Origin of the sequence: Bacillus sp. hwrm1, from assembly GCF_040207805.1 — a bacterium.
In the GTDB taxonomy this organism is placed as follows: domain Bacteria; phylum Bacillota; class Bacilli; order Bacillales; family Bacillaceae; genus Bacillus; species Bacillus velezensis.
This window is the reverse complement of the sequence record NZ_CP157943.1, coordinates 399,668-422,994: the sequence shown is the minus strand read 5'-3', so window position 1 is coordinate 422,994 and position 23,327 is coordinate 399,668. Positions and strand designations below refer to the sequence as shown.

28 protein-coding genes are annotated in these 23,327 nt (G+C 46.1%); 6 read left to right on the top strand and 22 right to left on the bottom strand.

Translation table 11 applies throughout. The features are described 5' to 3' along the window. Nucleotides 1-10 precede the first annotated feature (10 nt). Both ABK447_RS02220 and ABK447_RS02215 read right to left on the bottom strand, forming a co-directional pair. The gene (locus ABK447_RS02220) at nt 11-433 is read right to left on the bottom strand and encodes a VanZ family protein (RefSeq protein WP_007407570.1); all 423 of its coding nucleotides are present in this window, start codon (nt 431-433) and stop codon (nt 11-13) included. 91 nt (nt 434-524) lie between these two features. Next, nucleotides 525-1,394 (bottom strand): M23 family metallopeptidase, encoded by an 870-nt coding sequence (locus tag ABK447_RS02215; RefSeq protein WP_007407571.1) that lies wholly within the window; start codon nt 1,392-1,394, stop codon nt 525-527. Between the two features lie 138 nt (nt 1,395-1,532). On the opposite strand from ABK447_RS02215, the gene ABK447_RS02210 reads away from it, so the two are divergent. Beyond that, a complete protein-coding gene (locus ABK447_RS02210; RefSeq protein ID WP_087920810.1) occupies nt 1,533-2,024 on the top strand; it encodes a GNAT family N-acetyltransferase in 492 nt (163 codons plus the stop codon). After that, the gene (locus tag ABK447_RS02205) at nt 2,021-2,470 is read left to right on the top strand and encodes a DUF5362 family protein (RefSeq protein ID WP_007407573.1); all 450 of its coding nucleotides are present in this window, start codon (nt 2,021-2,023) and stop codon (nt 2,468-2,470) included. Before ABK447_RS02210 ends, ABK447_RS02205 begins: the two co-directional genes overlap by 4 nt. 31 nt (nt 2,471-2,501) lie before the next feature. Here ABK447_RS02205 and ABK447_RS02200 read toward each other — a convergent pair whose 3' ends face one another. Beyond that, entirely contained in the window at nt 2,502-2,939 is a 438-nt protein-coding gene (locus ABK447_RS02200) for a DUF5392 family protein (protein WP_007614328.1), read from the bottom strand. 220 nt (nt 2,940-3,159) lie between these two features. Here ABK447_RS02200 and cls point away from each other — a divergent pair, with 220 nt between their 5' ends. From cls to xynA, 3 genes are all read left to right on the top strand, one after another. Further along, nucleotides 3,160-4,608 (top strand): cardiolipin synthase, encoded by a 1,449-nt coding sequence (cls, locus tag ABK447_RS02195; RefSeq protein WP_059367652.1) that lies wholly within the window; start codon nt 3,160-3,162, stop codon nt 4,606-4,608. Nucleotides 4,609-4,743: 135 nt separating this feature from the next. Continuing rightward, nucleotides 4,744-5,130, top strand: a complete 387-nt coding sequence (locus tag ABK447_RS02190; RefSeq protein WP_061581668.1) for a DUF5362 family protein — start codon at nt 4,744-4,746, stop codon at nt 5,128-5,130. 465 nt (nt 5,131-5,595) lie between these two features. Beyond that, nucleotides 5,596-6,237: an endo-1,4-beta-xylanase XynA gene (gene xynA, locus ABK447_RS02185; RefSeq protein WP_007407578.1), complete on the top strand. Its 642-nt coding sequence runs from the start codon at nt 5,596-5,598 to the stop codon at nt 6,235-6,237. Nucleotides 6,238-6,567: 330 nt separating this feature from the next. Here the strand turns inward: xynA and ABK447_RS02180 are convergent, their stop codons facing one another. The 16 genes from ABK447_RS02180 to ABK447_RS02105 form a co-directional block, all read right to left on the bottom strand. Further along, nucleotides 6,568-6,972 carry an Rrf2 family transcriptional regulator gene (locus ABK447_RS02180; RefSeq protein WP_003151203.1) on the bottom strand — a complete coding sequence of 135 codons (405 nt, stop codon included), beginning with the start codon at nt 6,970-6,972 and terminating at the stop codon, nt 6,568-6,570. A 141-nt stretch (nt 6,973-7,113) separates the two neighbouring features. Then, the gene (gene ureC, locus ABK447_RS02175) at nt 7,114-8,823 is read right to left on the bottom strand and encodes an urease subunit alpha (RefSeq protein WP_007407580.1); all 1,710 of its coding nucleotides are present in this window, start codon (nt 8,821-8,823) and stop codon (nt 7,114-7,116) included. After that, nucleotides 8,820-9,194: an urease subunit beta gene (gene ureB / locus ABK447_RS02170; RefSeq protein ID WP_012118652.1), complete on the bottom strand. Its 375-nt coding sequence runs from the start codon at nt 9,192-9,194 to the stop codon at nt 8,820-8,822. The genes ureC and ureB overlap by 4 nt, the downstream gene beginning before the upstream one ends. Further along, nucleotides 9,191-9,508, bottom strand: coding sequence for an urease subunit gamma (gene ureA, locus ABK447_RS02165; RefSeq protein ID WP_007407581.1), 318 nt, complete (start codon nt 9,506-9,508; stop codon nt 9,191-9,193). Before ureA ends, ureB begins: the two co-directional genes overlap by 4 nt. Nucleotides 9,509-9,861: 353 nt before the next feature. Beyond that, a complete protein-coding gene (locus ABK447_RS02160) occupies nt 9,862-10,050 on the bottom strand; it encodes a CsbD family protein (protein WP_012118653.1) in 189 nt (62 codons plus the stop codon). 74 nt (nt 10,051-10,124) lie between these two features. Beyond that, on the bottom strand, nt 10,125-10,604 hold the full coding sequence (locus ABK447_RS02155) for a hypothetical protein (RefSeq protein WP_007407583.1): 480 nt from the start codon (nt 10,602-10,604) through the stop codon (nt 10,125-10,127). Between the two features lie 122 nt (nt 10,605-10,726). After that, nucleotides 10,727-11,857: a tetratricopeptide repeat protein gene (locus tag ABK447_RS02150; RefSeq protein WP_007407584.1), complete on the bottom strand. Its 1,131-nt coding sequence runs from the start codon at nt 11,855-11,857 to the stop codon at nt 10,727-10,729. A gap of 190 nt (nt 11,858-12,047) precedes the next feature. Continuing rightward, nucleotides 12,048-13,073, bottom strand: a complete 1,026-nt coding sequence (moaA, locus tag ABK447_RS02145) for a GTP 3',8-cyclase MoaA (RefSeq protein WP_012118655.1) — start codon at nt 13,071-13,073, stop codon at nt 12,048-12,050. Between the two features lie 17 nt (nt 13,074-13,090). Beyond that, a complete protein-coding gene (fdhD, locus tag ABK447_RS02140; RefSeq protein ID WP_007407586.1) occupies nt 13,091-13,879 on the bottom strand; it encodes a formate dehydrogenase accessory sulfurtransferase FdhD in 789 nt (262 codons plus the stop codon). Nucleotides 13,880-13,973: 94 nt separating this feature from the next. Beyond that, complete coding sequence (locus tag ABK447_RS02135) at nt 13,974-14,138, bottom strand: hypothetical protein (RefSeq protein WP_007407587.1); 165 nt, start codon at nt 14,136-14,138, stop codon at nt 13,974-13,976. Between the two features lie 85 nt (nt 14,139-14,223). Next, nucleotides 14,224-14,904 (bottom strand): VWA domain-containing protein, encoded by a 681-nt coding sequence (locus tag ABK447_RS02130; protein WP_012118657.1) that lies wholly within the window; start codon nt 14,902-14,904, stop codon nt 14,224-14,226. Nucleotides 14,905-15,213: 309 nt separating this feature from the next. Continuing rightward, on the bottom strand, nt 15,214-15,900 hold the full coding sequence (locus ABK447_RS02125) for a VWA domain-containing protein (protein WP_007407590.1): 687 nt from the start codon (nt 15,898-15,900) through the stop codon (nt 15,214-15,216). 264 nt (nt 15,901-16,164) lie between these two features. Then, nucleotides 16,165-17,196 (bottom strand): stage II sporulation protein D, encoded by a 1,032-nt coding sequence (spoIID, locus tag ABK447_RS02120; RefSeq protein ID WP_061581666.1) that lies wholly within the window; start codon nt 17,194-17,196, stop codon nt 16,165-16,167. Between the two features lie 199 nt (nt 17,197-17,395). Further along, nucleotides 17,396-18,706 carry a UDP-N-acetylglucosamine 1-carboxyvinyltransferase gene (gene murA, locus ABK447_RS02115; protein WP_007614362.1) on the bottom strand — a complete coding sequence of 437 codons (1,311 nt, stop codon included), beginning with the start codon at nt 18,704-18,706 and terminating at the stop codon, nt 17,396-17,398. Between the two features lie 33 nt (nt 18,707-18,739). Next, nucleotides 18,740-19,480 (bottom strand): YwmB family TATA-box binding protein, encoded by a 741-nt coding sequence (locus tag ABK447_RS02110; protein ID WP_007407593.1) that lies wholly within the window; start codon nt 19,478-19,480, stop codon nt 18,740-18,742. 141 nt (nt 19,481-19,621) lie between these two features. Further along, entirely contained in the window at nt 19,622-19,852 is a 231-nt protein-coding gene (locus ABK447_RS02105) for a DUF1146 family protein (protein ID WP_003151181.1), read from the bottom strand. Between the two features lie 172 nt (nt 19,853-20,024). On the opposite strand from ABK447_RS02105, the gene ABK447_RS02100 reads away from it, so the two are divergent. After that, nucleotides 20,025-20,495, top strand: coding sequence for a hypothetical protein (locus ABK447_RS02100; RefSeq protein WP_014419098.1), 471 nt, complete (start codon nt 20,025-20,027; stop codon nt 20,493-20,495). A gap of 44 nt (nt 20,496-20,539) precedes the next feature. Here the strand turns inward: ABK447_RS02100 and ABK447_RS02095 are convergent, their stop codons facing one another. The 3 genes from ABK447_RS02095 to atpG are packed head-to-tail and all read right to left on the bottom strand — an operon-like array spanning nt 20,540 to nt 23,272. Next, the gene (locus tag ABK447_RS02095; RefSeq protein WP_003151176.1) at nt 20,540-20,938 is read right to left on the bottom strand and encodes a F0F1 ATP synthase subunit epsilon; all 399 of its coding nucleotides are present in this window, start codon (nt 20,936-20,938) and stop codon (nt 20,540-20,542) included. Between the two features lie 23 nt (nt 20,939-20,961). After that, the gene (gene atpD / locus ABK447_RS02090; RefSeq protein ID WP_003151173.1) at nt 20,962-22,383 is read right to left on the bottom strand and encodes a F0F1 ATP synthase subunit beta; all 1,422 of its coding nucleotides are present in this window, start codon (nt 22,381-22,383) and stop codon (nt 20,962-20,964) included. A gap of 25 nt (nt 22,384-22,408) precedes the next feature. Continuing rightward, nucleotides 22,409-23,272 (bottom strand): ATP synthase F1 subunit gamma, encoded by an 864-nt coding sequence (gene atpG, locus ABK447_RS02085; protein ID WP_003151172.1) that lies wholly within the window; start codon nt 23,270-23,272, stop codon nt 22,409-22,411. Nucleotides 23,273-23,327: the final 55 nt, after the last annotated feature.

Genomic DNA, 23,327 nt, shown 5'->3' with positions numbered 1-23,327 from the left:
CCGGCGTCTGTCACAGACTGCCGGTTTTTGTATGTTTGGCTGTGTGCTTTTTCCTTTGTAAAGCACAGAATGCGGCAATGCCGAGACTGTCAATCAGCACATCGCGGAGGCATCCGTTTCTGCCGAAAAAGAGCTGGACGATTTCTGTCAGGAAAGCGGCGGCCAATGCATACAGCACCGCCCTCTTCATGCGCCTGCGCTCCCTGAAAAACAAATAGGCGAGCACAAAAAATGAAAACGCGTGCCCGAGCTTTTGAATCGCCGCTTCCGGTATGGCGAGCTCCGCCATATCGAACACAAAGAAACCGGACACATCCGGATGCGGCGTGAAACGGAAGGACACCGTCTGCGACACAATCATATCGTGAAAGCTTTCCGTCAAAGCCGAAACGAAAACAAAGACGAGCCACCCGGCCGCCAGACATTTATTCATTCAGCATCTCCTTCGTTTTCTACTAGTATAAAGGCACATGCGGCAATATGAAAAGCGCCTATCAGAGCTGATAGGCGCTTTGGGATCAAGATTACTTGCCCGAATCTTTCATTGAGCCGTCATCTTTACCATCTGTCTTGTCTTTTGTGCCGTCCTCTTTGTCACCTGGTTTTTCTTCGGTTTCTTTTTTAGGCGTCACATCTTTTTTCTCGGAAGACTGCTGAATTGACCCTTCCGTTTCTTCTGTCACAGCGTTTTTCTCTTCAGCCGCCGCTTTTTCAATAGATGTTACCGGCTTGTCCATAAAATTGAGCGGGTTCATCGCTACGCCGTCCTTGCGGATTTCAAAGTGCACGTGATTTCCGCTTTCTTCACTGTAAAGGTTTTTTCCGGATTTACCGATGACCTGGTTCTGCTTTACTTTGTCGCCCTGATCGACGCTGACTTCAGATAAAGACTGATAGACAGTAGACAGGCCGTCTGAGTGTTCAATTTCAACCACATATCCCAGTACCGGGTCTTTAGCAGCTTTAACAACCGTACCGCTCAGAGAAGCAGAAACATCAAATGATTTTCCGTCTTTCTCAGCTAAGTCAATTCCTTTACTGAGGCTGTACGTGTTATTATAGTTAACAAGTGCTGCTTCTTTCTCTTTTTTTGCGGCATCAGTTTCATAAAACTTTTTCACAACAGAAACATTTTCAGAATGAGCAGCCGGCATTGCGACGTTTTCCATTGACTTGCCTACTTCGACGGCATCGTCTTTGCCGCTGTCATACGCGGAGTTTCCGCCGTTGTTCGTCAGATTGTCCTTCACATCATTCGAAACGGATTGATACCAAAGGACAGCTGTTAAAATGACGGCCGCACTGACTAAGTAGATTGCAGGGAATATCCAGCGTTTGCGAAAAAACCGCTGAAGTTTTTTGACTTGAGAAGTTTTCTTTTCTTCCTCTCTCATTTGTTCATCACCTCAGCAACATTCTGAACACTTTTCTGAAAATATATACACATCCATAAAAAACTTTTTTGGAAATAGTATGTGCAGATTGCACTTGATTATGTAATAAAATGTGAAGGGAGATCCCGGAATATGAATTTGACCCTGCGCAAAGCCGTATTGGAGGATTTAGATGCGGTGGTGGCCATATACAACTCGACGATTGCCTCACGGATGGTAACGGCTGATACGGAAGAAGTGACGCCCGCAGACCGGATGGATTGGTTTTTGCGGCACACGGACCGGCGCCCGCTGATGGTCGCGGAAGATGAGACCGGCAAAGTGGCGGCCTGGATCAGCTTTGAAACGTTTTACGGCCGTCCTGCCTATGACAAAACGGCGGAAATCAGCATCTATCTGCATCAGGATTGCCGCGGCAAAGGAGCAGGAAGCTTTCTGCTGAAAGAAGCCCTGGCACTCGCTCCGGCAATCGGCATCCGCAGCCTGATGGCTTTTATCTTCGGACATAATGTGCCGAGCATTAAGCTGTTTGAAAAATTCGGTTTTACCGAATGGGGCGTATTCCCGGGTATCGCCGAAATGGACGGAAAACGATATGACTTGAACATTTTAGGGAGAGAACTGTCATGATCACCATCGATAAAGACAAAGACGAAAACCAGCCGCTCAATAAAAAAGCCCGTTCCCTTGCCGACATCGCCAAATGGGGAAAGATCACCGCCGTGTTTCTGATCATCACGGGCTCTCTTTCCGCTCTGTCAGCCATTGTGACGCTGCTCGGAGCCATTCCGGGGGTTCTGCTCATCATTTCCGGCGTCATGCTGATGCGCTCGGCAAAAGCGGCTGCCGCCCTTCAGGAAGGACTAGAAGAAAACGCGGAAGAAAATATGCTTGCACATTACGCGTCATTTATCAAAATGCAGTTTTTTTACGCGGCATCCAGTGTGGTATTGGGCATTCTCGCTTTTATTTTAGTCGTCATCTTCGCTGTCATCGGAATTATCGCTTATCACAGCACTGATACGTATGACACGCCTGATTCATATTACTATGAGAACGACCCGGTGTTTGAATGACAAAAAGAGCTGATCGCGTGTCAGCTCTTTTTTAATAAAGCATTTCTTTTTTCCGGTCTTCTTCCGTTAAAAATTCAATAAAGCTCTTCATCGCAGACGGCTCCTCGGCAATCAGCCGGGTATAGGCGCTTTTCCGTTCCTCGGACAGAATGTCGCTTTTTCTGATTCTGTTCAGCATATAAAGGCGGATCGTTTTTTGCACCTGTTTCCGCTGATAGCCGGCTTCCTTAAAAAACGCAAGACCCAGAGCCGCAAGGAGGGCAAAAATGCCGGCCGATACGAGAGCTCCTCTCCCGGAAGGGGCCTGAATCAAAAGCGATGCCAGATGAAACAGACTAAAAGCGGCGAGCGGGAAAGCAAGAAAACGGTAAATGATGCTTTTTTTCATCAGCGGCGCGATGGCGATTTGTATTTTCTGAATTTCTTTTTTTATGAATCCCGGCAATTGTTCCGCATGCTCCAGCTTCATGCCCTCTCCCCTTTGCTGTCATTTTTGTCTTCTTTTTCATATATGCATATTTTACCGCACCCGGAACTTTCTTTGAAAGAAAACTGCATTCATCTTTGATTCCGGCTCTTTATTCTTTCAAAATGTCAATGTTATAATTTGAAATGGGAATCAGATTGCTGCACTTGTCGGAATACTAATGGGCACAGTCTTGATAAATATGATATAGCGGGGTTGCAAAGTGAGCATTTCATTTATTTTATTCGGATTTTTTTTCGTTTTAAATATACTTTTGGCCGTCATCATGATTTTCAAAGAAAGACGCGATGCCAGCGCTTCATGGGCTTGGCTCTTGGTTCTTTTTTTTATTCCCATTTTAGGGTTTATTTTATACCTGTTATTCGGCCATAACCTGAGACGCAAGCATCTGTTTCAGTGGGAAGACCGTAAAAAAATCGGGATAGAAAAGCTGCTGAAGTTTCAGCTGAAAGATCTGAAGTCGAGGCAATTCCAATTTAACAACAGGGCGACTGTGGATAATAAAGACCTCATCTATATGCTTGTCATGAACAACCACGCAGTCTTTACAGAGGATAATTCGGTGGAGATATTGACGGACGGGCGCGATAAGTTCAAACGCTTAATGAAGGACATTTCCAACGCAAAAGATCACATTCACCTTCAATACTATATTTATAAAGGTGATGAACTGGGAAAAAAATTGCGCGATGCCTTAGTGAAAAAAGCACGCGAAGGCGTAAAAGTCAGAGTGTTATATGATGAACTCGGTTCAAGATCACTCAGAAAAAAATTCTTCAAACCGCTGCGGGACGCCGGCGGCCATGTGGAAGTCTTTTTTCCTTCCAGGCTTCGTCCGATTAATTTGCGGCTCAATTACCGGAATCACCGCAAGCTCGTCATCATTGACGGCGAAATCGGCTATGTCGGCGGCTTTAACGTCGGAGATGAGTATCTCGGCCTGAATCCGAAATTCGGCTACTGGCGCGATACGCACCTCAGGCTTCAAGGCACGGCGGTACACGCCATTCAGACACGGTTTATCCTCGATTGGAACCAAGCCTCCCATCATCATACGCTCACATACGTTCCGAATCATTTTCCGGAATGCGAGCCGAAGGGCAATGTCGGGATGCAGATTGTCACGAGCGGACCGGACTCAGAATGGGAACAAATTAAAAACGGCTATATCAAGATGATCTCAACGGCCAAACGGTCAATCCTGATTCAGACGCCTTACTTTATTCCTGACTCAAGTCTTTTAGATGCCCTCAGGATCGCCTGTCTGTCAGGCATCGACGTCAAAATCATGATTCCGAACAAGCCGGATCACGCTTTCGTTTACTGGGCGACTTTATCTTACATCGGCGATCTTTTGAAAGCCGGAGCCTCAGTCTACATTTACGATAACGGCTTTATTCATGCAAAAACGATTGTCGTCGATGATGAGACGGCTTCAGTCGGTACGGCGAATATCGACGTCAGAAGCTTCAGACTTAATTTTGAAGTCAACGCCTTTATTTATGACGTCACCATTGCGAAAAAACTCATTTCCTCATTTAAAGAAGATCTGCTCGTCTCCAGAAAATATACGTATGAAGAATATCAGGAGCGTTCGCTGTGGATCCGCATTAAAGAATCGATTTCAAGACTTCTTTCGCCGATTTTGTAATTCCCGAGGTGTTTCTCGGGAATTTTCTGATATAAAAACGGACACGGCATGAAAAAACACATTTTATATTCAAAAGAATGACCGAATAGTGTATAAATGAAAAGTGAGTATTTTTTTGTAAAGGAGTGCCAAAGTTTGAAACCTGAATCAGTGAATCGTTCGCTTATTTCTATTTCGAAATGGGGAAAAGCGACAGGTATTTTATTTATTATCGTGGGTGCGTTTGCGGCGCTGTCGGGCGCGTTTTTCTTTTTAATCGGAGCCATTCCCGGCGTTCTGCAGATCATTGCCGGCATTTTTCTGATGCGCTCGGCAAATGAAGCGGGACAGATGGCGGAGCAGTTCAATGAACTGACAGAGGAACATATGCTGGAGAATTATGCAAAGTTCGTGAAAATGCAGGGGATCTACCTGATTGTTACGGTCGGCTTGTCCGTTCTCGGTATCATTCTCTTCATTGTCCTCATGACGCTCGGCATCGTGGACGGCGTGTTTAATAATATTGATGCCAATACATATTAAAAAGGAAAATCCCGGCGCATCCGCCCGGGATTTTTTCTTATTCCGCTTCTTCGATAACGGGAAAGTTTTTCTGCTTTGGATTTTCCAATACGGCGATGGCATAATGGCGCAGCTGATGCAGCTGTCTGCAAATATTCTTTCAGACATTCCGGCTTCAGCTCAAAAAAGTTTATTCAATTTTCCTCAGAGTTTCAACTGAAATCACTCAATTGTTCGACTGTTCCTGATCAGGTTTAGAAGCAAGAATTGTGATTCTGCAAAATAAGGATAAAAGCCATGGCGGAACAAGACCACTTATCATACAGTTTTTTGGGTCTTTGTAATTAAATTACAATTGTTCTTAATATTCACTCATGTATTCATGCTATTATATTGAAAGGAACGATCAAAAGCGTTGGCGTTCGTTAAATATTTACGAGTGCTGCCTCATGTCAAAGTCAGAAAAAATAGTATAGGAGGTAACATATGTTTAAGTTTAAAAAGAAATTCTTAGTTGGATTAACGGCAGCTTTCATGAGTATCAGCATGTTTTCGGCAACCGCCTCTGCAGCTGGCACAGATTACTGGCAAAATTGGACAGATGGGGGCGGAACAGTCAACGCAGTCAATGGATCTGGCGGGAATTACAGTGTTAATTGGTCTAATACCGGAAATTTCGTTGTTGGTAAAGGCTGGACTACAGGCTCGCCATTTAGAACAATAAACTATAATGCCGGAGTCTGGGCGCCGAATGGCAATGGATATTTGACTTTATATGGCTGGACGAGAGCACCTCTCATCGAATATTATGTAGTGGATTCATGGGGTACTTACAGACCTACCGGAACGTATAAAGGTACTGTAAAGAGTGATGGAGGTACATATGACATATATACAACAACACGTTATAACGCACCTTCCATCGATGGCGATAACACTACTTTTACGCAGTACTGGAGTGTTCGCCAGTCGAAGAGACCGACCGGAAGCAACGCTGCAATCACTTTCAGCAATCATGTTAACGCATGGAAGAGCCATGGAATGAATCTGGGCAGTAATTGGGCTTATCAAGTCTTAGCGACAGAAGGATATAAAAGCAGCGGAAGTTCTAATGTAACAGTGTGGTAACAGCTCATCTTTAATTAGGGGCAGCTAACGGGCTGCTGATCGTTCCTAGAGAAATTTTATAATGATTGTTAAGAGGCGAACGGTTTTGGCATTGCTGGAGGCAGGATATCATTTTTTGTTTAACTTGCTCACAGCTGACACCTTCACATAAGTCTTAAGCAAAATAAAAATATCCCGGTAACCACCTCCTTTAGTTTCGGAGGATTCTTCATTAAACAGATCGCAATCCCGCATCCAGGCTTGTCTGAATATGGAGCCAAAACCGTGATTTCCTCATTATCACTTGCAACCATTTTTGTTACAACGCTAGCGGCATGAACCCATCTCTTTTTAACAAAAGAGATGATTCATTACATCATAAAGGGACTTGCTCGCAAGTTCATTCTCCATTGCCCGCTGTACGCTTCCGAACGTCTCATCGAGCGCGCGCTGAATATTTTTGCCGACCGGACAGTCGGGGTTCGGATTGTCGTGAACCGCAAAAAGCTCTTCCTTATTCTGCACCGCCCTGTAAACCTCTAAGAGGGTGATCTCCGACGGATCTTTTTTCAGGCTGGCTCCCGGAACACCCGCTCGGGATGTCAGAATACCCGCTTTTTTCAGCTGGCTGATCGTTCTCCGCACGACGACGGGATTGGTGTTTACGCTGCCCGCAATCATATCCGATGACGCCCGTTCATCCGTTGAGATCAGCGATAGAATGTGAATGGCCACAGCAAGACGGCTGTTAATCATGTTTTTCACCACCGTTGTAACCGAAATAGTTACATTTCATTTGTTTGTCAACTACTAATATACACTAAAACGGGCGGCAGGATGAAATCAAGTTGGCAATAGAGGTGTAAACAGGCCGGCGGGAAACCGGCCGAAGAGGGATTAAAATAAGAAATAACGCTGTCCGAGCGGAACATAGCTGACGGGCTGGCATGCCAGCTCTTCTCCGTCGGCGAACACCTGATAAGTTTTCGGATCGACTTGTATATTCGGCATCGCGTCATTCAGCTTCATGTCGAGCTTACTCAGCTTACGGATATTCCGTACGGGAGAAATCATTTTTTCAAGGCCGAGCTTTTCCGGCACACCGTTTGCGATACCGGCCTGGGACATAAATGTAATAGAGGTATTTCGGTTTGCTTTACCGTATGATGCGTACATCTGCCGCATAAACACGGGCTCAGGCGTCGGAATGGAAGCATTCGGATCTCCCATCTGGGCGCGGGCGATCATGCCGCCTTTGAGCACAAGTTCAGGTTTGACGCCGAAGAAAACCGGGTCCCATAGTACAAGGTCGGCGAGCTTTCCTTTTTCAACGGAACCGACTTCATGGCTCAGGCCGTGAGTGACGGCCGGGTTGATCGTGTATTTGGCGATATAGCGTTTGGCGCGCACATTGTCATTGCCGTTTTCTCCTGATAGAGCGCCGCGCTGTTTTTTCATTTTATCGGCCACCTGCCATGTCCGGATAATCACTTCTCCCACCCTGCCCATCGCCTGCGAGTCAGATGACGTCATGCTGATCGCGCCGATATCGTGCAGAATATCCTCCGCCGCAATGGTGGCCGCTCTGATGCGTGAATGACTGAACGCCACGTCTTCAGGCACTTTTGAATCTAAATGATGGCAGACCATCATCATATCAAGATGCTCGTCCATCGTGTTGACGGTATACGGGATCGTCGGCGTCGTAGAGGACGGCAGGATATTGGCGTAAGATGCGAGTTTCATAATATCCGGTGCGTGGCCTCCGCCGGCTCCCTCTATGTGATATGTATGGATAACCCGGTCGCCGATCGCATCAAGCGTATTTTCTAAAAAGCCCGCTTCATTTATCGTGTCTGTATGGATCGCCACCTGAATGTCCGCCTCATCCGCTGCTTCCATGCAAGCTTTAATGGCGCTTGGCGTTGATCCCCAATCTTCATGCAGCTTCAGGCCGATCGCGCCTGCTTCCACCTGCTCGATCAGCGGCGCTTTATCGGATGCATTCCCTTTTCCTAAGAAACCGACATTGATCGGAAACTCCTCGGCCGCTTCCAGCATTCTCGACATGTACCATGCACCGGATGTACAAGTCGTCGCTTTACTTCCCGTCGCAGGACCCGTTCCGCCGCCGAGAAGCGTGGTCACGCCTGAAGAAAGCGCGACTTCCATCTGCTGCGGGCAGATAAAGTGGATATGCGTATCCACCCCGCCGGCCGTTACGATTTTCCCTTCGCCGGAAATGACTTCTGTTCCGGCACCGATAATCATGTGCGGGTCCACCCCATCCATAATATCAGGATTGCCGCTTTTTCCGACGCCGACAATCCGGCCGTCCTTCACCCCGATATCCGCCTTGACGATTCCGGTATAATCCAGGATAACGGCGTTTGTAATGACCAGATCAAGCGCTCCGTCTTTCCCGGTGATACGCCCGTTCTGCCCCATGCCGTCCCGGATTGTTTTCCCTCCGCCGAAAATCATTTCTTCACCGTAATTCGTGAAATCTTTTTCGACTTCAATCCATAAATCCGTATCTCCGAGTCTGACTTTGTCTCCCGTTGTCGGTCCGAACAGTTCTGCGTATTGCTCACGTGACATTTTCATCGGATCGCCTCCTCCATCCATCCGGCTTTTTTAAGATTTGACAGAGTCTTCTCTTTTCCCCGCTCATCCATATACGTATCGGCCATGCCGTTGAGACCTCTGACCGTTTTTCGCCCTCCGATTTCCACGAGCGTGACGGTTTTCTCTTCTCCCGGTTCAAAACGGACAGATGTGCCTGACGGGATATCAAGGCGCATGCCGATTGCTTTGTCCCGATTGAAGGAAAGGGCGCCGTTGGCTTCGGCAAAATGAAAATGCGATCCTACCTGCACTGACCGTGTTCCGTTATTGGTGACTGACACCTCCAGCGTCTTCCGGCCTTCGTTAATGGTGATGATCCCCTTTGCGACTTGAATCGCTCCCGGCTTCATGACTTCACCTCCGCCTTGATCGGCTGATGAACGGTGACAAGCTTAACCCCGTCCGGGAACGTCGCTTCCACCTGAATGCTGTCCAGCATTTCCGGAACGCCTTCCATAACGTCTTTTTCCGTCAATACATTGCGGCCGGATTCCATCAGCTCAGCAACGCTTTTTCCGTCTCTCGCGCCTTCCATCAGATAACAGGTCAAATATGCGGCGGCTTCGGGATAATTCAGCAGAACGCCGCGCGCCTTCCGCTGCTTAGCGAGCTCTCCCGCCGTAAAAATAAGCAATTTTTCTTGTTCAACCGGTGTCAGTTTCATCTGTATTCCCCCTTAGTGATAGTCAAACACAATCCGCATGGTCATACCGAAACGATGCAGGCGGCCGTCACCCCCTTCACCTCATGAAATGTTAAGTGATAAAAGTTATTCGACGGTGAACGACCCGATTCCTTTTGCAGAAATTACCGATTTCTCATTTTTTTCTTCAACAAACGTTTAATCAAATGTGAAGAAAGGTTACATTCTTTGTGAATATTATAAAGAAATCGCCGGTGAATTTATAGAATATTTAAAAATTTAGTGAATATTAACCAAATGAACTGGAATTTTTGTCATTTCTCATAACAAAAAGCCCAAAATATTTTGGGCTTTTGCTGTGTTTCACTATCAAATTAATCATCACTGAGTTTATCTTTCGTTTTGCCCACACCCTTTTGCAGGCTGCCTTTCGCTTTGTCTTTTTTACCTTCCGCTTTTAAGTCGGACTTGTTTGCCATGTCGCCTGCTTTGTCCTTTGCTTCCCCTTTCATTTTGTTCATGCCGCCTTTTACTTTGTCTTTTAAACCGTTATCTTGACTCATGATCTCTTCAGCTCCTTTTTTGTTCTGTGTACTTGTTTTCTTCCCTTTCAGCCTGATAGCAAACATTTCAACTCTCAATTATTGATTTCACAGCGTTCCCCGTAGCGGAGCACTTTGTAAACAGCCAATCCGTCTGACAGCTTATTATCCCCGTATTGCACCGGCAGAAGGGCAAAGAAAACATAATAAGTTGAAAAATAGACAAATTGGTAAAAAAATAAGTTTGGCTCGAGGACATCTTTTATGATCAGCAGATTTATTAAAAAGATAGAAGCGAGATTAAACAGACAGCCTCCGGAATAGACGAGCGCGCTCGTCAGACGGTTATCTATCCGCAATTCGCCGAACTTGCAGAAAGAATCTATGAAGTAGATACGCCGAACCTGAATCGGCCCTACTTTTAAAAGACGTTTCCCCATTCCGATATCCAATGATGCCTTGCCTCCGAACAGCATGGCCATAAAGCTGTGTCCCGACACATGAATGACAGACACCATCGGCAGAATGATGAGAAATGATACGAAAAACTTTATCATATCATTGAATCCGAACAACAAATCCCTCCTTCCCATCATACTTTTTTCTCTCTTTTGCGATTTTTCCGTTTTTTTCTATGGTCAAACGTTATAATGTGCATAAAAAAAATAACCATCTGCTGATCAGATGGTTAAGAAAATTATATATCGTATAAACATTGTTCTTTTTGAATGTTTTCTCTCATGCGAATCGCTTTTTCATAAAAATACGCCGCTTCTTTATATTGCTCATGTGCGCTTGTGTAAACGGCGGCCTCCAAGGCGAAATCTTCAATATACACATACAGCGATTTTTCATTCATATAGTCAAACACTTCATGGATTAAATCCATATTGAGTGACTCCAAATAAAGCGCTTGTAAAAACTTATACTTCTCTAAACTGAATCGATCGCCCCGTTCTTTCGCAATCATGACCCCTCTTTCATAATAGGTAAGGGCCGCTTGGTCATCATGCAGCCTGAAAAGGGTGTGCGTTAAGCTGAACAGCGCCTTCGGAAGCTGTTCAAGCTGATGCTCTTCAAAAACGGGAACCGCTTTTCTAAAGTACCGGGCCGCTTCATCCAGATCTCGCTTTTCAGAATAACAATTCCCCAGATTGTAAAGCGAAGACCCGATCAGGCGGGGCTGTCCTTCAAGCAAAGAAAGGCGGAGGGCTTCGTCTAAATGCTCAAGCGCTTTGTCGTAGTTTTTGCAGTCGATGTAGTTTCCTGAGATGACGAAATGGCATTGAATTCTCCGCACTCTGTAGAAATCGTGTTTCATATACGTATCCAGCGCCTGAATCCCGTGATTCATGGAAAAATGAGTCTGCTTCATGACATAAAACACTTCAGACATCTTGAAATGGAATTCCGCCCTCTCTATATCATCCTCGACAAATGAAAGGAGTTTTTCCGCTTTCCGGTAAAAAGAAATAGCCGCAACATAGTTATTGTGATCGAATTCATACATCCCTCTGAACAAATGGAAATAATACTCAGACAGTCCCGATATGCTGTCCGTGCTTTCGATCGTCTTTTGCAGCTCGCTGTACTGAATCTGTGATTGTTCGGTGCATTCCGGCTTGACGTAATCAAGCATAATATGATGGCGGTAGCTGATCAGCTGATAATATAACAGCAGCAGCTGGTCTTCCTCCATACGTTGTATATCCTCATCAATTTCCTCTTTCAGCTTTATGGCATCAGCCGCTTGAAACGCTAAAATGTGCTTGTACCATTTGTTGATCTTGACTCCAACTTGAGATGACGGAATCTCGTATGCGGTCATGCCCCTTTCACAACCTTTTCTAATTTCTATTGGTTATATTTTAACATATTGTATGGCTTTGGAATTGCATAACTTGATTGTCCTGCATCAAAATTCCTATCATATATTTCGGCTGTCATCGGTATTTTTTGAACAGACCGCTCTCATATTGTGAATAAAAAAGCCTGCCCTTGTCCGGGCAAGCTTTTCTTCATCCGCCTATATAAGACATTTCCACTTTCTTTTTCCCATCCGTTTTAGAAAGCGCGCGGTCAATTGAATACTGATCCGTGCGATTTCTCCAGACAGAAGCGATGGATTCCGTCAATTCATCATCGGTCAGACCGCCGCGCACGAGTTTCCGAACATCATAGCCGCTTGACGCAAACAGGCACGTAAACAGCTCGCCTCTCGCCGACAGGCGCGCTCTGTTGCAGGAGGCGCAGAATGCATCCGAGACGGAGGAAATCACGCCGATTTCGCCGGAACCGTCAAGATAGCGGAACCTGGAAGCGACCTCTCCTTTATAATTCGCTTCTATCGGCTCCGTCGGCATGTGCTGGTTGATCAGATCAATAATCTCTGCCTTCGTGATCACGTCTTTTTTATTCCATTGATTCGTATTGCCTACATCCATAAATTCAATAAACCGGAGAATATGACCCTTTTCTTTAAAATAGCGGGCCATCGGCAGGATATCTTTTTCATTGACACCCTTTTGAACAACCATATTGATTTTCACACCGAGTCCGGCCGCTTTTGCCGCCTCAATGCCCTCAAGCACCTTGTTCACCGAAACCCCGCGGCCGTTAATGGCCTTAAACCGCTCATCCTCTAAAGAATCGAGGCTGACTGTCACGCGATGCAGCCCCGCCTGCTTCAGTTTTTCCGCATACACGGGAAGCAGAGAGCCGTTTGTCGTCATCGCGATATCTTTAAGTCCGGGGATGCGCGCAAGTTTTTTGATCAATTCAGGCATATCTTTTCTCATGAGCGGCTCTCCGCCCGTCAGCCTGATTTTTTCAACGCCGAAGCGGCCGACAAACAGCTTCGCAAGCCGCTCAAGCTCCTCGAAGGAGAGCAATTCCGTCTTTTGTAAAAATGGATAATCCGGTCCGAATAATTCGGCTGGCATACAGTACGTGCATCTGAAGTTGCAGCGGTCGGTTACAGAGATACGAAGATCCCTGAGCGGCCTTTCCCTTTTGTCTGTCACCCGGCGCGTTTCTGTATTCATAAGCCCAAGACCCCTTTCTATTGTTCAACCCGTTCAGGATGTGTGTATACGTTAAATGATCCGTTTCTGACAAAACCTATCGCGGTTATGTTCAGCTCTTCCGCCATTTGCAGCGCGAGCTCCGTCGGCGCCGATTTTGAAATGACAATCGACACGCCGATTTTTGCGGCTTTTAATAAAACCTCCGAGGAAATCCGGCCGCTGAAGACGATCAGCTTGTCACGGACCGGCATTCCGTTTTTCAAACAGCAGCCGTACAGCTTATCCAGCGCGTTGTGGCGCCCGATGTCCGTCCTCATGAAGAGCAGCTTTTCCGTATCGCACAGCGCCGCATTATGGACGCCGCCCGTTTCCTGGAAGGTGCCGCTTCCTCTTTGCATCTCCTTCATCAGGCGAAGGCACGTCTCAGGAGTTATAGTGATACGGCTGACGGCGGTTTTGGCCGTTTTCACATCCTGCTGAAAGTAAAAATGGCGGCCTTTCCCGCAGCATGAACCGATGACCCTCTTCGTATAGTCTTTTTGCTCAAGCACTCCGGGATTCGTCAGTTCAACATATGCAAACCCGAGACTTTCATCTATAGTAAAGCTTTTGATTTCTTTTTCAAAACGAATGACGCCTTCTGATGCGAGAAATCCGATGACGAGTTCCTCTAAATGGTCAGGCGTGCAGACGAGCGTAACAAATTCCTGCCCGTTCACCATGACGGTCAGCGGATACTCTGAAACCATCCGATCTGCCGTCTTTGTTAATACCCCTTTTTCATAGCGGTATATGTCTCTTACCGCTGTTGTTTTTTCATCCACTGTTTTCCCCTCCGCAGTATCCTTCTCTTTTATTCTTCCACAATCCCTGTATTTTGTCGAATTTGCGGTTTAAAAAAAGAGCCCTCTTAGGACTCTATGTTTCATTGCGATGATGTCTGCTCAGAATGGTGAATAAAATAACTGCGGCGATAATGGCCAATATACTGACGAATATGAAGGCGGCAAGCTTCAGAAAAATTCCCATCAGAACAAAAACGACTGCCGCCAGCACTAATATAATGCCTGCTCCTTTTAACAACAGCGTTCATCTCCTTTTATCCGTATCATTCCCGCGGTTCCGTTTTCTAAACAAAAAAGACGCCGCGCGGGCGTCCTTTTTTAACCTATTCTTTTGCTAAATCCTTTGCAGCGTCTTCCCAAGCCTGTTTGAACTCGTCCGCGCTGTCAGCTGAGACATATGTGCCGCCTCCCGCTTCCGCCGCTTTTTCAAGGCTTTCGCTTCCTTTCATGCCGAAGTTGAAGCCGATGATATTGACGATCGTGTTGACGTTCGCTTTACGGAGCTTTTGAATTTCGGCCTGAGGATTACCGCCGCATGTTTCTTCACCGTCTGTGATCAGATATACGACGTTTTTCCCTGTGGCGCCGGCCCGCTCAAATTCTTCACGCGTATCAGAAAGCGCTTTCGCAATCGGTGTCCAGCCGGTCGGTTTAATCTTGCTGAGTGATTGCTCAAATGGAGTCACGGCGTACGGCTGAAGGCCGTATAACGTTTCTGTCGCATTACATGATACGGCTTTGCCTGAGTTTTTATTATTGCCCTTATGCCCGAATACCCGAAGCATCAGATTCGTGTCTTCAGGAAGAACTTCCGCAAAAGAAGTGACAGACTCTTTCGCAACATCTATTTTACGCTCTCCCCCTGTTTTTTGTATCATGCTTCCGCTTGCATCAAACAGCACAGCAACGTTTGTTTCTTCGTGCTTTTTCTCAGCTGCAAAAACAGGTGATCCGAGTGAAAGCGTCAAAAGTCCGACAATCCCCGCAGTGAACATTTTTTTCATTTCCTTCATTCCTCTCCGTTTGTTTTTGGCCGATGGGCCCCCGGCTCTTCTCTATGCTAGATGACGTGTATGCAAAAAGATATAGGGCGGGATTCCTTTTGTATAAGCGGCTGTACGCCGTTAAAAATGAACAGAATTATGCGCATCATCCTAAAAAGATTGGATAAATGATGACAGATTTAATGCCTTTTTCGCCCTTTTTGTAATATAAGTCCGGAATCTGATTCTTTTTACAGTTTTCTCTTCACCTTTTCTTGAAATTTTTGTTAAATAAAAATAAAAAAAAGGGCCGATAAACGGCACCTTTTCTTATTCCGCTAATGAACTCGCTGCCATTGTAAAGATGCGGTTCATATCCTTTTGGCTGTGAGCTTCGTAATATTTTCCTCCGCCCGCTTTGGCAATCTCGTGAAGCTGGCCGTTGAAGCCTTCCTTAAAGTCAAAGCCGATCACGTTGACTTTAATATGCTGTTTGCGAAGTTCTTTCGCTGTCTTAACAGGATCTCCTCCGCATGTCTCCTCGCCGTCCGTCAACAGGAAAACGGATTTACTGCCAAGTTTGTGCAAACCGGTAAAGGAAGCCTTCGCATCCTCTAATGCTTTTGCAATCGGTGTCCAGCCCGTAGGCCCGATTCCGTTAAGAGAGTTAAGGAAGCTCTGTCTGTCAAACCTTTGGAATCCGTACACACCGCGAATGGATTCACAAGATTGAACCTTTCCGGAGTTTTTATTATTGCCTTCCGAACCGAAAACCGTCATTCTGACCTGTGATTTAGATTTAATTTGATCCGCAAAACGGACAATTTCTTCTTTTGCCATGTTGTATTTAGAAACACCGTCAATCCGTTTTGCCATACTGCCGCTCGCATCAAGTAAAATGGCGGTATTGTTTTTAAATGAAAGAGTCTTCTCGTTTGCATTCTCGGCAGCAAAAGCAGGAGATGCAGCAGTCAGCATCAATCCGAGCATGAGTATGAGTGAAAATGTTTTTTTCATTGCTTTTTCCCCTTTTCAATAGATTTACGTTCAACGCCGAACAATATTTATCGTAAATGAGATGAAAAGGGAAATAAATAGGACGGCGTTCCTCATTATTTTTGCGTATATTCACATAGAAGCGGCATTTTTATCAGTGATTTACACCCGGCGCTCAGCCTTCAATCGACATTTGTCAGCCTTTAGGCTTTCGTTATATGAGTCTGTTGGTTGCTTTACCGTTTATGGAATAGTTTTCAAAAAAACAGACGCTCATGAAAGCGTCTATTTTTTCGCCATATATTTGTTTAAAAATGAATCTGCTTCGGAAATGTCCACTCCCTGATAATAATGCTTGACGATGTCCGCCACTGATTTTCCCTGCTCCGCCATGTAATTGGCCCCGTACTGGCTCATGCCGACGCCGTGGCCGAATCCTTTTGTCGTAATGGTGATGCTGCCGCCGTTTCGTTTCCATTCAAAGTCGGCAGAACGGAGTCCGAGTTTTTCCCGGATGTCTCTTCCCTTCAGCTTTTTGCCGTTGATGACGGCCGTTGCCACTTGATGGCCCGGCGTTCTGGCTGTAATCTGTCCCACCGTGTTTTGTCCTGAGAGCCGTACGCCGAGCTTTTGCTGAAACTCCGGCACACTGAAGGTCTGGGTGGCAAGATATTTCGGCGATTGCTTATCCCACGGACTTTTCACGCTTTTTAAATAAGGAATGGCGCTTGTCCAATAGGCTTCCGCATTTTCCGTATACCCGTTACTCGTAGAGAAGAAAGATGCCTCAATCGGCTTGTTATCGTACGTTAAAATCTTTCCTTGCGTGCCGGCCACCGCGTTTGTGATTTTCTTGAGGTTGTGTGCGTACTTAGAACCCCATTCTTTTTTCAGCTGGCTTTTGCTTTGATAGACTTGGAACATTTGCGTATCATCCACCAGTGATCCTTTCGGCGCCTGGACGGCTGAGTCAGCGACCATCAGTCTGACGATGAATGTCCGGGCGGCGAGCGCCTGGGCTTTTAAGGCCTCCGGTTTAAAATCTGCGGGCATTTCGGAAGCCACGACACCGATCACGTACTCTTCAAGCGGAATGTTTTCTACAGAATGATTGGATGTCCGATAAACCGGAATGGATACAGGTGATTCTTTCAATGTTTCTGCTCCTTTTGTTTCTCGTGTGGTGTGTGCTGTTTTGTGTCCGGGCTCTCTGTTTACGGCTGCTCCTTTTTCTGCCTGAAACGGAAGGACGAGAATGGTGGGGACTAGAAGAATAAGTATACACAGCCCGGATAGTAGAAATACAATCGGTTTCATATATCAGCTGCCTCCTGCTTGGGATTCGACTCTACTTCATCTTATGGGCAGGGACAAGCTAATATGACTTCCTTTTGGACAGAATCTTTATTCCATTTTTCACGCGAAAAACGTATTCTTTTTTGGAAATCAGAGCATAATAATGATGATAAACCATAAAAAAACAGTATGCCAGATTGACATACTGTTTTTACAGCCATTATGCGTTTAGGTCAGTTACGACTTCTTTGCTTTCTTGTTCAGCGGCCGTTTCATCAACGACACGCTCGATGTCAGCGCCGAGAGCCGCAAGTTTTTGATGGAAATTCACATAACCGCGATCCAAGTGCTTCAGTTCCGTGACGCGTGTATGACCTTCAGCCACTAATCCCGCAAGAATCAGCGCCGCGCCCGCACGCAGGTCCGTAGCGGCAACTTCTGCGCCTTGCAGCTGTACAGGACCGTTAATGATCACAGAACGTCCTTCAATTTTAATGTCGCCATTCATCCGGCGGAATTCTTCAGCATGCATAAAACGGTTTTCAAACACAGTTTCAGTAATCATGCTTGTTCCGCTCGCACGGAGAAGCAGCGCCATCATTTGCGACTGCATATCAGTCGGGAATCCTGGGTGAGGCATCGTTTTAATGTCGATCGGCTTCAGCTGGGCAGGACCGATGACACGAAGGCCTTCTCCTTCATCCGTAATTTTGACTCCCATTTCTTCCATCTTCGCAATTAAAGACGTAAGATGCTCAGGAACCGCACCTTTGACTAATACATTTCCTTCCGTGATAGCCGCAGCAACCATGAAAGTACCCGCTTCAATACGGTCAGGAATGATGTTGTGTCTTACGCCGTGAAGCTTCTCGACACCTTCAATTTTAATGGTGCCTGTGCCGGCTCCGCGGATTTTTCCGCCCATCGCATTGATATAGTTCGCTAAGTCAACGATTTCAGGCTCTTTTGCCACGTTTTCAAGCGTTGTTGTTCCTTCAGCTAAAGCAGCTGCCATAATCAAGTTTTCTGTCGCACCCACACTTGGGAAATCTAAATAGATTTTTGCGCCCTGCAGACGGCCTTCTACTTCTGCTTCAATAAAGCCGTTGCCTACTTTGATTTTTGCACCCATTGCTTCAAAGCCTTTTAAATGCTGATCAATCGGTCTTGAGCCGATTGCGCAGCCGCCCGGAAGCGCTACTCTTGAATGACCCGTACGGGCTAACAGAGGGCCCATAACAAGCACTGACGCACGCATTTTGCGCACATATTCAAAAGGTGCTTCTGTTTCTAAAGCGTAAGAAGCGTTTACGGTAACTTCATTATTCTCAAAATGCACATCTGCTCCTAAATGACGCAACACTTCATTAATTGTATATACATCGGAGAGCGTAGGTACATCACATATTACGCTTTTTTCTTCACTTGCTAATAAAGATGCAGCGATAACTGGTAAAACGGCATTTTTTGCTCCTTCAACTTTCACTGTGCCGTTTAACTTCTGACCGCCGCGGACGATGATTTTTTCCAAGGTATTCCCCTCCGCGTCCCTATATTCTCTATATTAATATTCAGTCGTCACGATTGGTGTGCCAACCGTAACGGTATGTTTTTCGCCCATTCCCGCACTTCTAAGCGCAACTTGCACATTCATCTTATGTTTCGATGTCATGATGTAATCTGTCCACTTATATGTAAATGCAGAAACAGAAACGAAATGAGGCTCAACTACATGTTCAACTGGACTTGCTTCAAATTCTTTCATGAGCTGTTCTGCTTTTTTTTGCAAAACAATACTCATATTATCATTTAAATGACCCTTTAGACAAGTAAAAATAAATACTTTATTTTGAAATATGTCATGTGCCTGCCGTTCAAACTGTTCATATGTATCATTCCAGTTTTCCGGTTGCTCCGGGCTCATTTGCTCATATAATAAATACGAAGTTGGGTTCTGGTTTTTGAGGGTAGTGACGAGCTGCAGTTTAAAAGTTGTGTGATTTTTTTTGTCAGAATACGTGCCGACGGTCTTTACGATTTTATCTTCCCGCGCGGATTCCCAATGATATTGCGGATACTGCGTCTTCAGTTCTTTTACCTTGTCATCAAATTCACTCAGTGACAGGTTCAGATTTTCTTTCGCATGAAGCGTCCATTCATCTACAGTGACCTGCTGCCGCTCCATTCCTTCGGCAATCTGGGCAAGCGGAGACAGCTCACTTGCATGAATGGAATGAAATACCGCTATTAAGGCGCTTAAAAAAACAAAAAATAAGATGATGCGGCCTGCTCTTTTTTTCTTCATATCGATCTCTCCCCCTTACTCCCATTTTTGCCGGAGCCGGGGAAAGCGATACATGGAAAACTTCGTCAAAACTCGCCAAGCGGGTGAAGAAAAATTGGTTTCTCACCCAGCGATTCCCTTCATTTCAACAGACGAAACATCTTAAAATAAGTATGGAAGCTGTTTCGAATAGGTAAGATAATCTAAAAAGAAGTTGGCGACTGCCGTACCGATCGCAATGGTAAGAAGAATGATCAGCAGCCTCGCCTGCACTATTTTTCCTTTTCGGATCAGCGGATCAAAGTTGACGGCCTGAAGCGCCCACCATGTCACCGCAATGCATACCAGGTGAACCAGGATGCTGATTGCGGCCTGCTGCCCCAATACATTCACAAATTCCATCTCCTTTCATTTTTTCCGCCCCTCATATCCTCTCTTATTATATAAGAAGAAGAGAGAAAGATGATCATTTTTACATCAGAATTTTTATCCAAAATTAGGGGCAATCCCCGCTTAAATGTCCGTTCTCCGGCATGGTATACTTTTTTGGAAAGGAGATGGGAATATGAATCATTCCTTTTTTCATCCGGAAAAGCAGTATGGAGAAACACTTCCCGTATTTGACCACGAGTGGGAAGCGATAGCATTCTACTATGATTATAGACAGTCTCAAACAGAGGAACTGAAAGAATTATGTCAGTTTTTCAACATTTCTCTTGATTATTCACGCGGCAGCCTGCTGGAAGTGGAAGCTCTTTACTTCCGCAGCATAAAAGAGCTGCTTTTGGCGGATTGGAACCTGCCGATTGACGAATTTGAGAAAATGCTCAGCGTGTATGTCATCGATTGCGCCATCAGACACCATGACGATGCCGAATGGGTCGTCAAACCTTATCCGTATACGGACGGCGCTTATACGACGGGTGTGCGGAGAGGAAACAAAACGTGGCACACCGACAACTGCTGCGAACATTTATATCTGCAAAAAGAAGAGGATCATCCGCTTATCGGCGTCTATGAATCTCTTATGCGTTAATATAGAAAAAGAATCCTTCTCAGACAGCCGAGAAGGATTCTTTTTTAGTTTCCTGCAACATCCAATCTGTTTACAGCCCGCTGTAGCGCAAGCTCAGCCCGACGAATGTCAGTATCATCTGATCGTTTGTTCAAACGGTCTTCCGCCCGCTTTTTCGCAGCAAGGGCGCGCTCTTTATCAATGCTTTCCGCTGTTTCAGCGGCTTGTGCAAGGATAGTGACCTGATCAGGACGGACTTCTAAAAATCCGCCGCTGACAGCCGCCAATTCGGTCTGTCCGTCTTTTTTAAGGCGGACAGCGCCGATTTTAAGCGGAGCCACGGTCGGAATATGGCCAGGCAAGATACCGAGATCACCGCTCTCGGCTCTTACACTTACCATTTCAATATCAGCATCATATACTGGGCCGTCGGGAGTAACGATATTGACTTTAACGGTCTTCATGCTTTTACCCTCCTAGGACCAGATTAAACTTCTACACCCATCTCTTTTGCATTCTCAATGACTTCTTCAATGCGTCCCACAAGACGGAATGCATCTTCCGGAAGATGGTCATATTTACCGGAAAGGATTTCTTTAAAGCCTCGTACCGTTTCTTTAACAGGCACGTAAGAACCCTTTTGTCCCGTAAACTGCTCAGCTACGTGGAAGTTTTGAGAAAGGAAGAACTGGATACGGCGTGCGCGGTGAACGACAAGCTTGTCTTCTTCACCTAATTCGTCCATACCGAGAATCGCGATAATATCCTGAAGTTCTTTGTAACGCTGAAGCGTTGACTGGACTTCACGCGCCACCGCATAATGCTCTTCTCCGACAATTTCCGGAGCAAGCGCGCGGGAAGTGGAAGCCAGCGGATCAACCGCAGGGTAGATACCCATTTCAGTTAATTTACGCTCAAGGTTAGTCGTCGCATCCAAGTGAGCGAACGTTGTCGCCGGAGCCGGGTCAGTGTAGTCATCGGCAGGCACGTAGATCGCCTGGATAGATGTAACTGAACCAACGTTTGTAGACGTAATACGCTCTTGAAGCTGACCCATTTCTGTCGCAAGCGTCGGCTGATAACCAACCGCAGAAGGCATACGGCCGAGAAGCGCGGAAACCTCTGAACCCGCTTGTGTGAAACGGAAAATGTTATCGATAAAGAACAGTACGTCCTGTCCTTGTTTATCACGGAAATGCTCAGCCATTGTAAGACCCGTCAGTGCTACACGCATACGTGCGCCCGGCGGCTCGTTCATTTGTCCGAAGACCATGGCTGTTTTCTTGATAACGCCTGAATCGCTCATTTCGTAGAAAAGGTCGTTCCCTTCACGAGTACGCTCTCCTACACCGGCGAATACGGAAATACCGCCGTGCTCTTGCGCGATGTTGTTGATTAATTCCTGGATTAATACGGTTTTACCTACGCCGGCGCCGCCGAACAATCCGATTTTACCGCCCTTGATGTAAGGAGCGAGCAGGTCAACAACCTTAATTCCCGTTTCAAGAATTTCAACCTCAGTTGAAAGCTCATCGAATGAAGGAGCTGATCTGTGGATCGGGTCCTTTTGAGCATCCGCAGGCAGCGGTTCATTTAAATCAATTTTATCTCCCAGTACGTTAAATACGCGTCCGAGAGTCACATCACCGACAGGAACGGAAATCGGCGCACCTGTATCAACAGCTTCCATTCCGCGCTGAATTCCGTCCGTAGATGCCATGGCAATTGTACGGACTGTATCATCGCCTAAATGAAGAGCAACCTCTAGCGTTAGGTCGATGCCTACTTCATTTTCGCCTGTAGCTGGCTGTGAAACTTTAATCGCATTATAAATCGCAGGCAAGTGGCCGTCCTCGAAACGTACGTCGACAACCGGTCCAAGCACCTGACTTACGCGTCCTTTCTTCATCGCTATCCCTCCTGACAAAATCTTTCTATTCTAAAGCGGCTGCACCGCCGACAATTTCGGTAATTTCTTGTGTAATCGCCGCTTGACGCGCGCGGTTATATGAAAGCGAAAGTGAATCAATGAGTTCTTTCGCATTATCAGTCGCATTTTTCATTGCTGTCATTCTCGCAGCGTGTTCACTTGCTTTACTGTCAAGAAGCGCGCCGTAAATTAAGCTTTCCGCATATTGAGGAAGCAGCACTTCGAGCACCTCTTCTTCATCCGGTTCGAACTCGTAAGAAGCCGTGCGCTTCCCGCCGCTCGTTCCGAAATCCGTTAAAGGCAGCACTTTTTTCTCCGTCACTTCCTGTGAAATCGCACTGACGAAATGGTTATACACCAAATGCAGTTCATCAAAAGCGCCGTCGATAAACATTTGAACCGTCTGACGGGTCAAATCTTTAATCTGAGCAAAAGTGACCTCGTCGCCAAGCCCCACTAACTCAGACAAAATCGGCATTTCCCGTTTTTTGAAGAAATCGCGGCCGACTCTGCCGATTGCAATCACCGTGTATTCATCTTTAGACTGATGGCGTTCTTGAATGGTGCGGTAAGCGTTTCGCAAAACCGAACTGTTAAACGCACCCGCAAGCCCGCGGTCAGACGTAATGACGAGATACGCCGTCTTTTTCACTTCTCTTGAGACAAGCATCGGGTGTTTCGCGTTTTTCGCGCCTTTTCCGACGTTAAACACAACCTCCTGGATCTTATCCATATACGGAGCAAATGACTTCGCGTTGGTTTCCGCACGGTTCAGCTTCGCAGCGGATACCATCTGCATGGCTTTTGTAATCTGGCTTGTTTTTTTCGTTGACGTGATCCTTGACTTAATATCGCGTAATGAGGCCAAAGATTTCACCACCTTTATTCTTCATTTGCGTAAAAAGAGAGAAAAAGAGAACCTT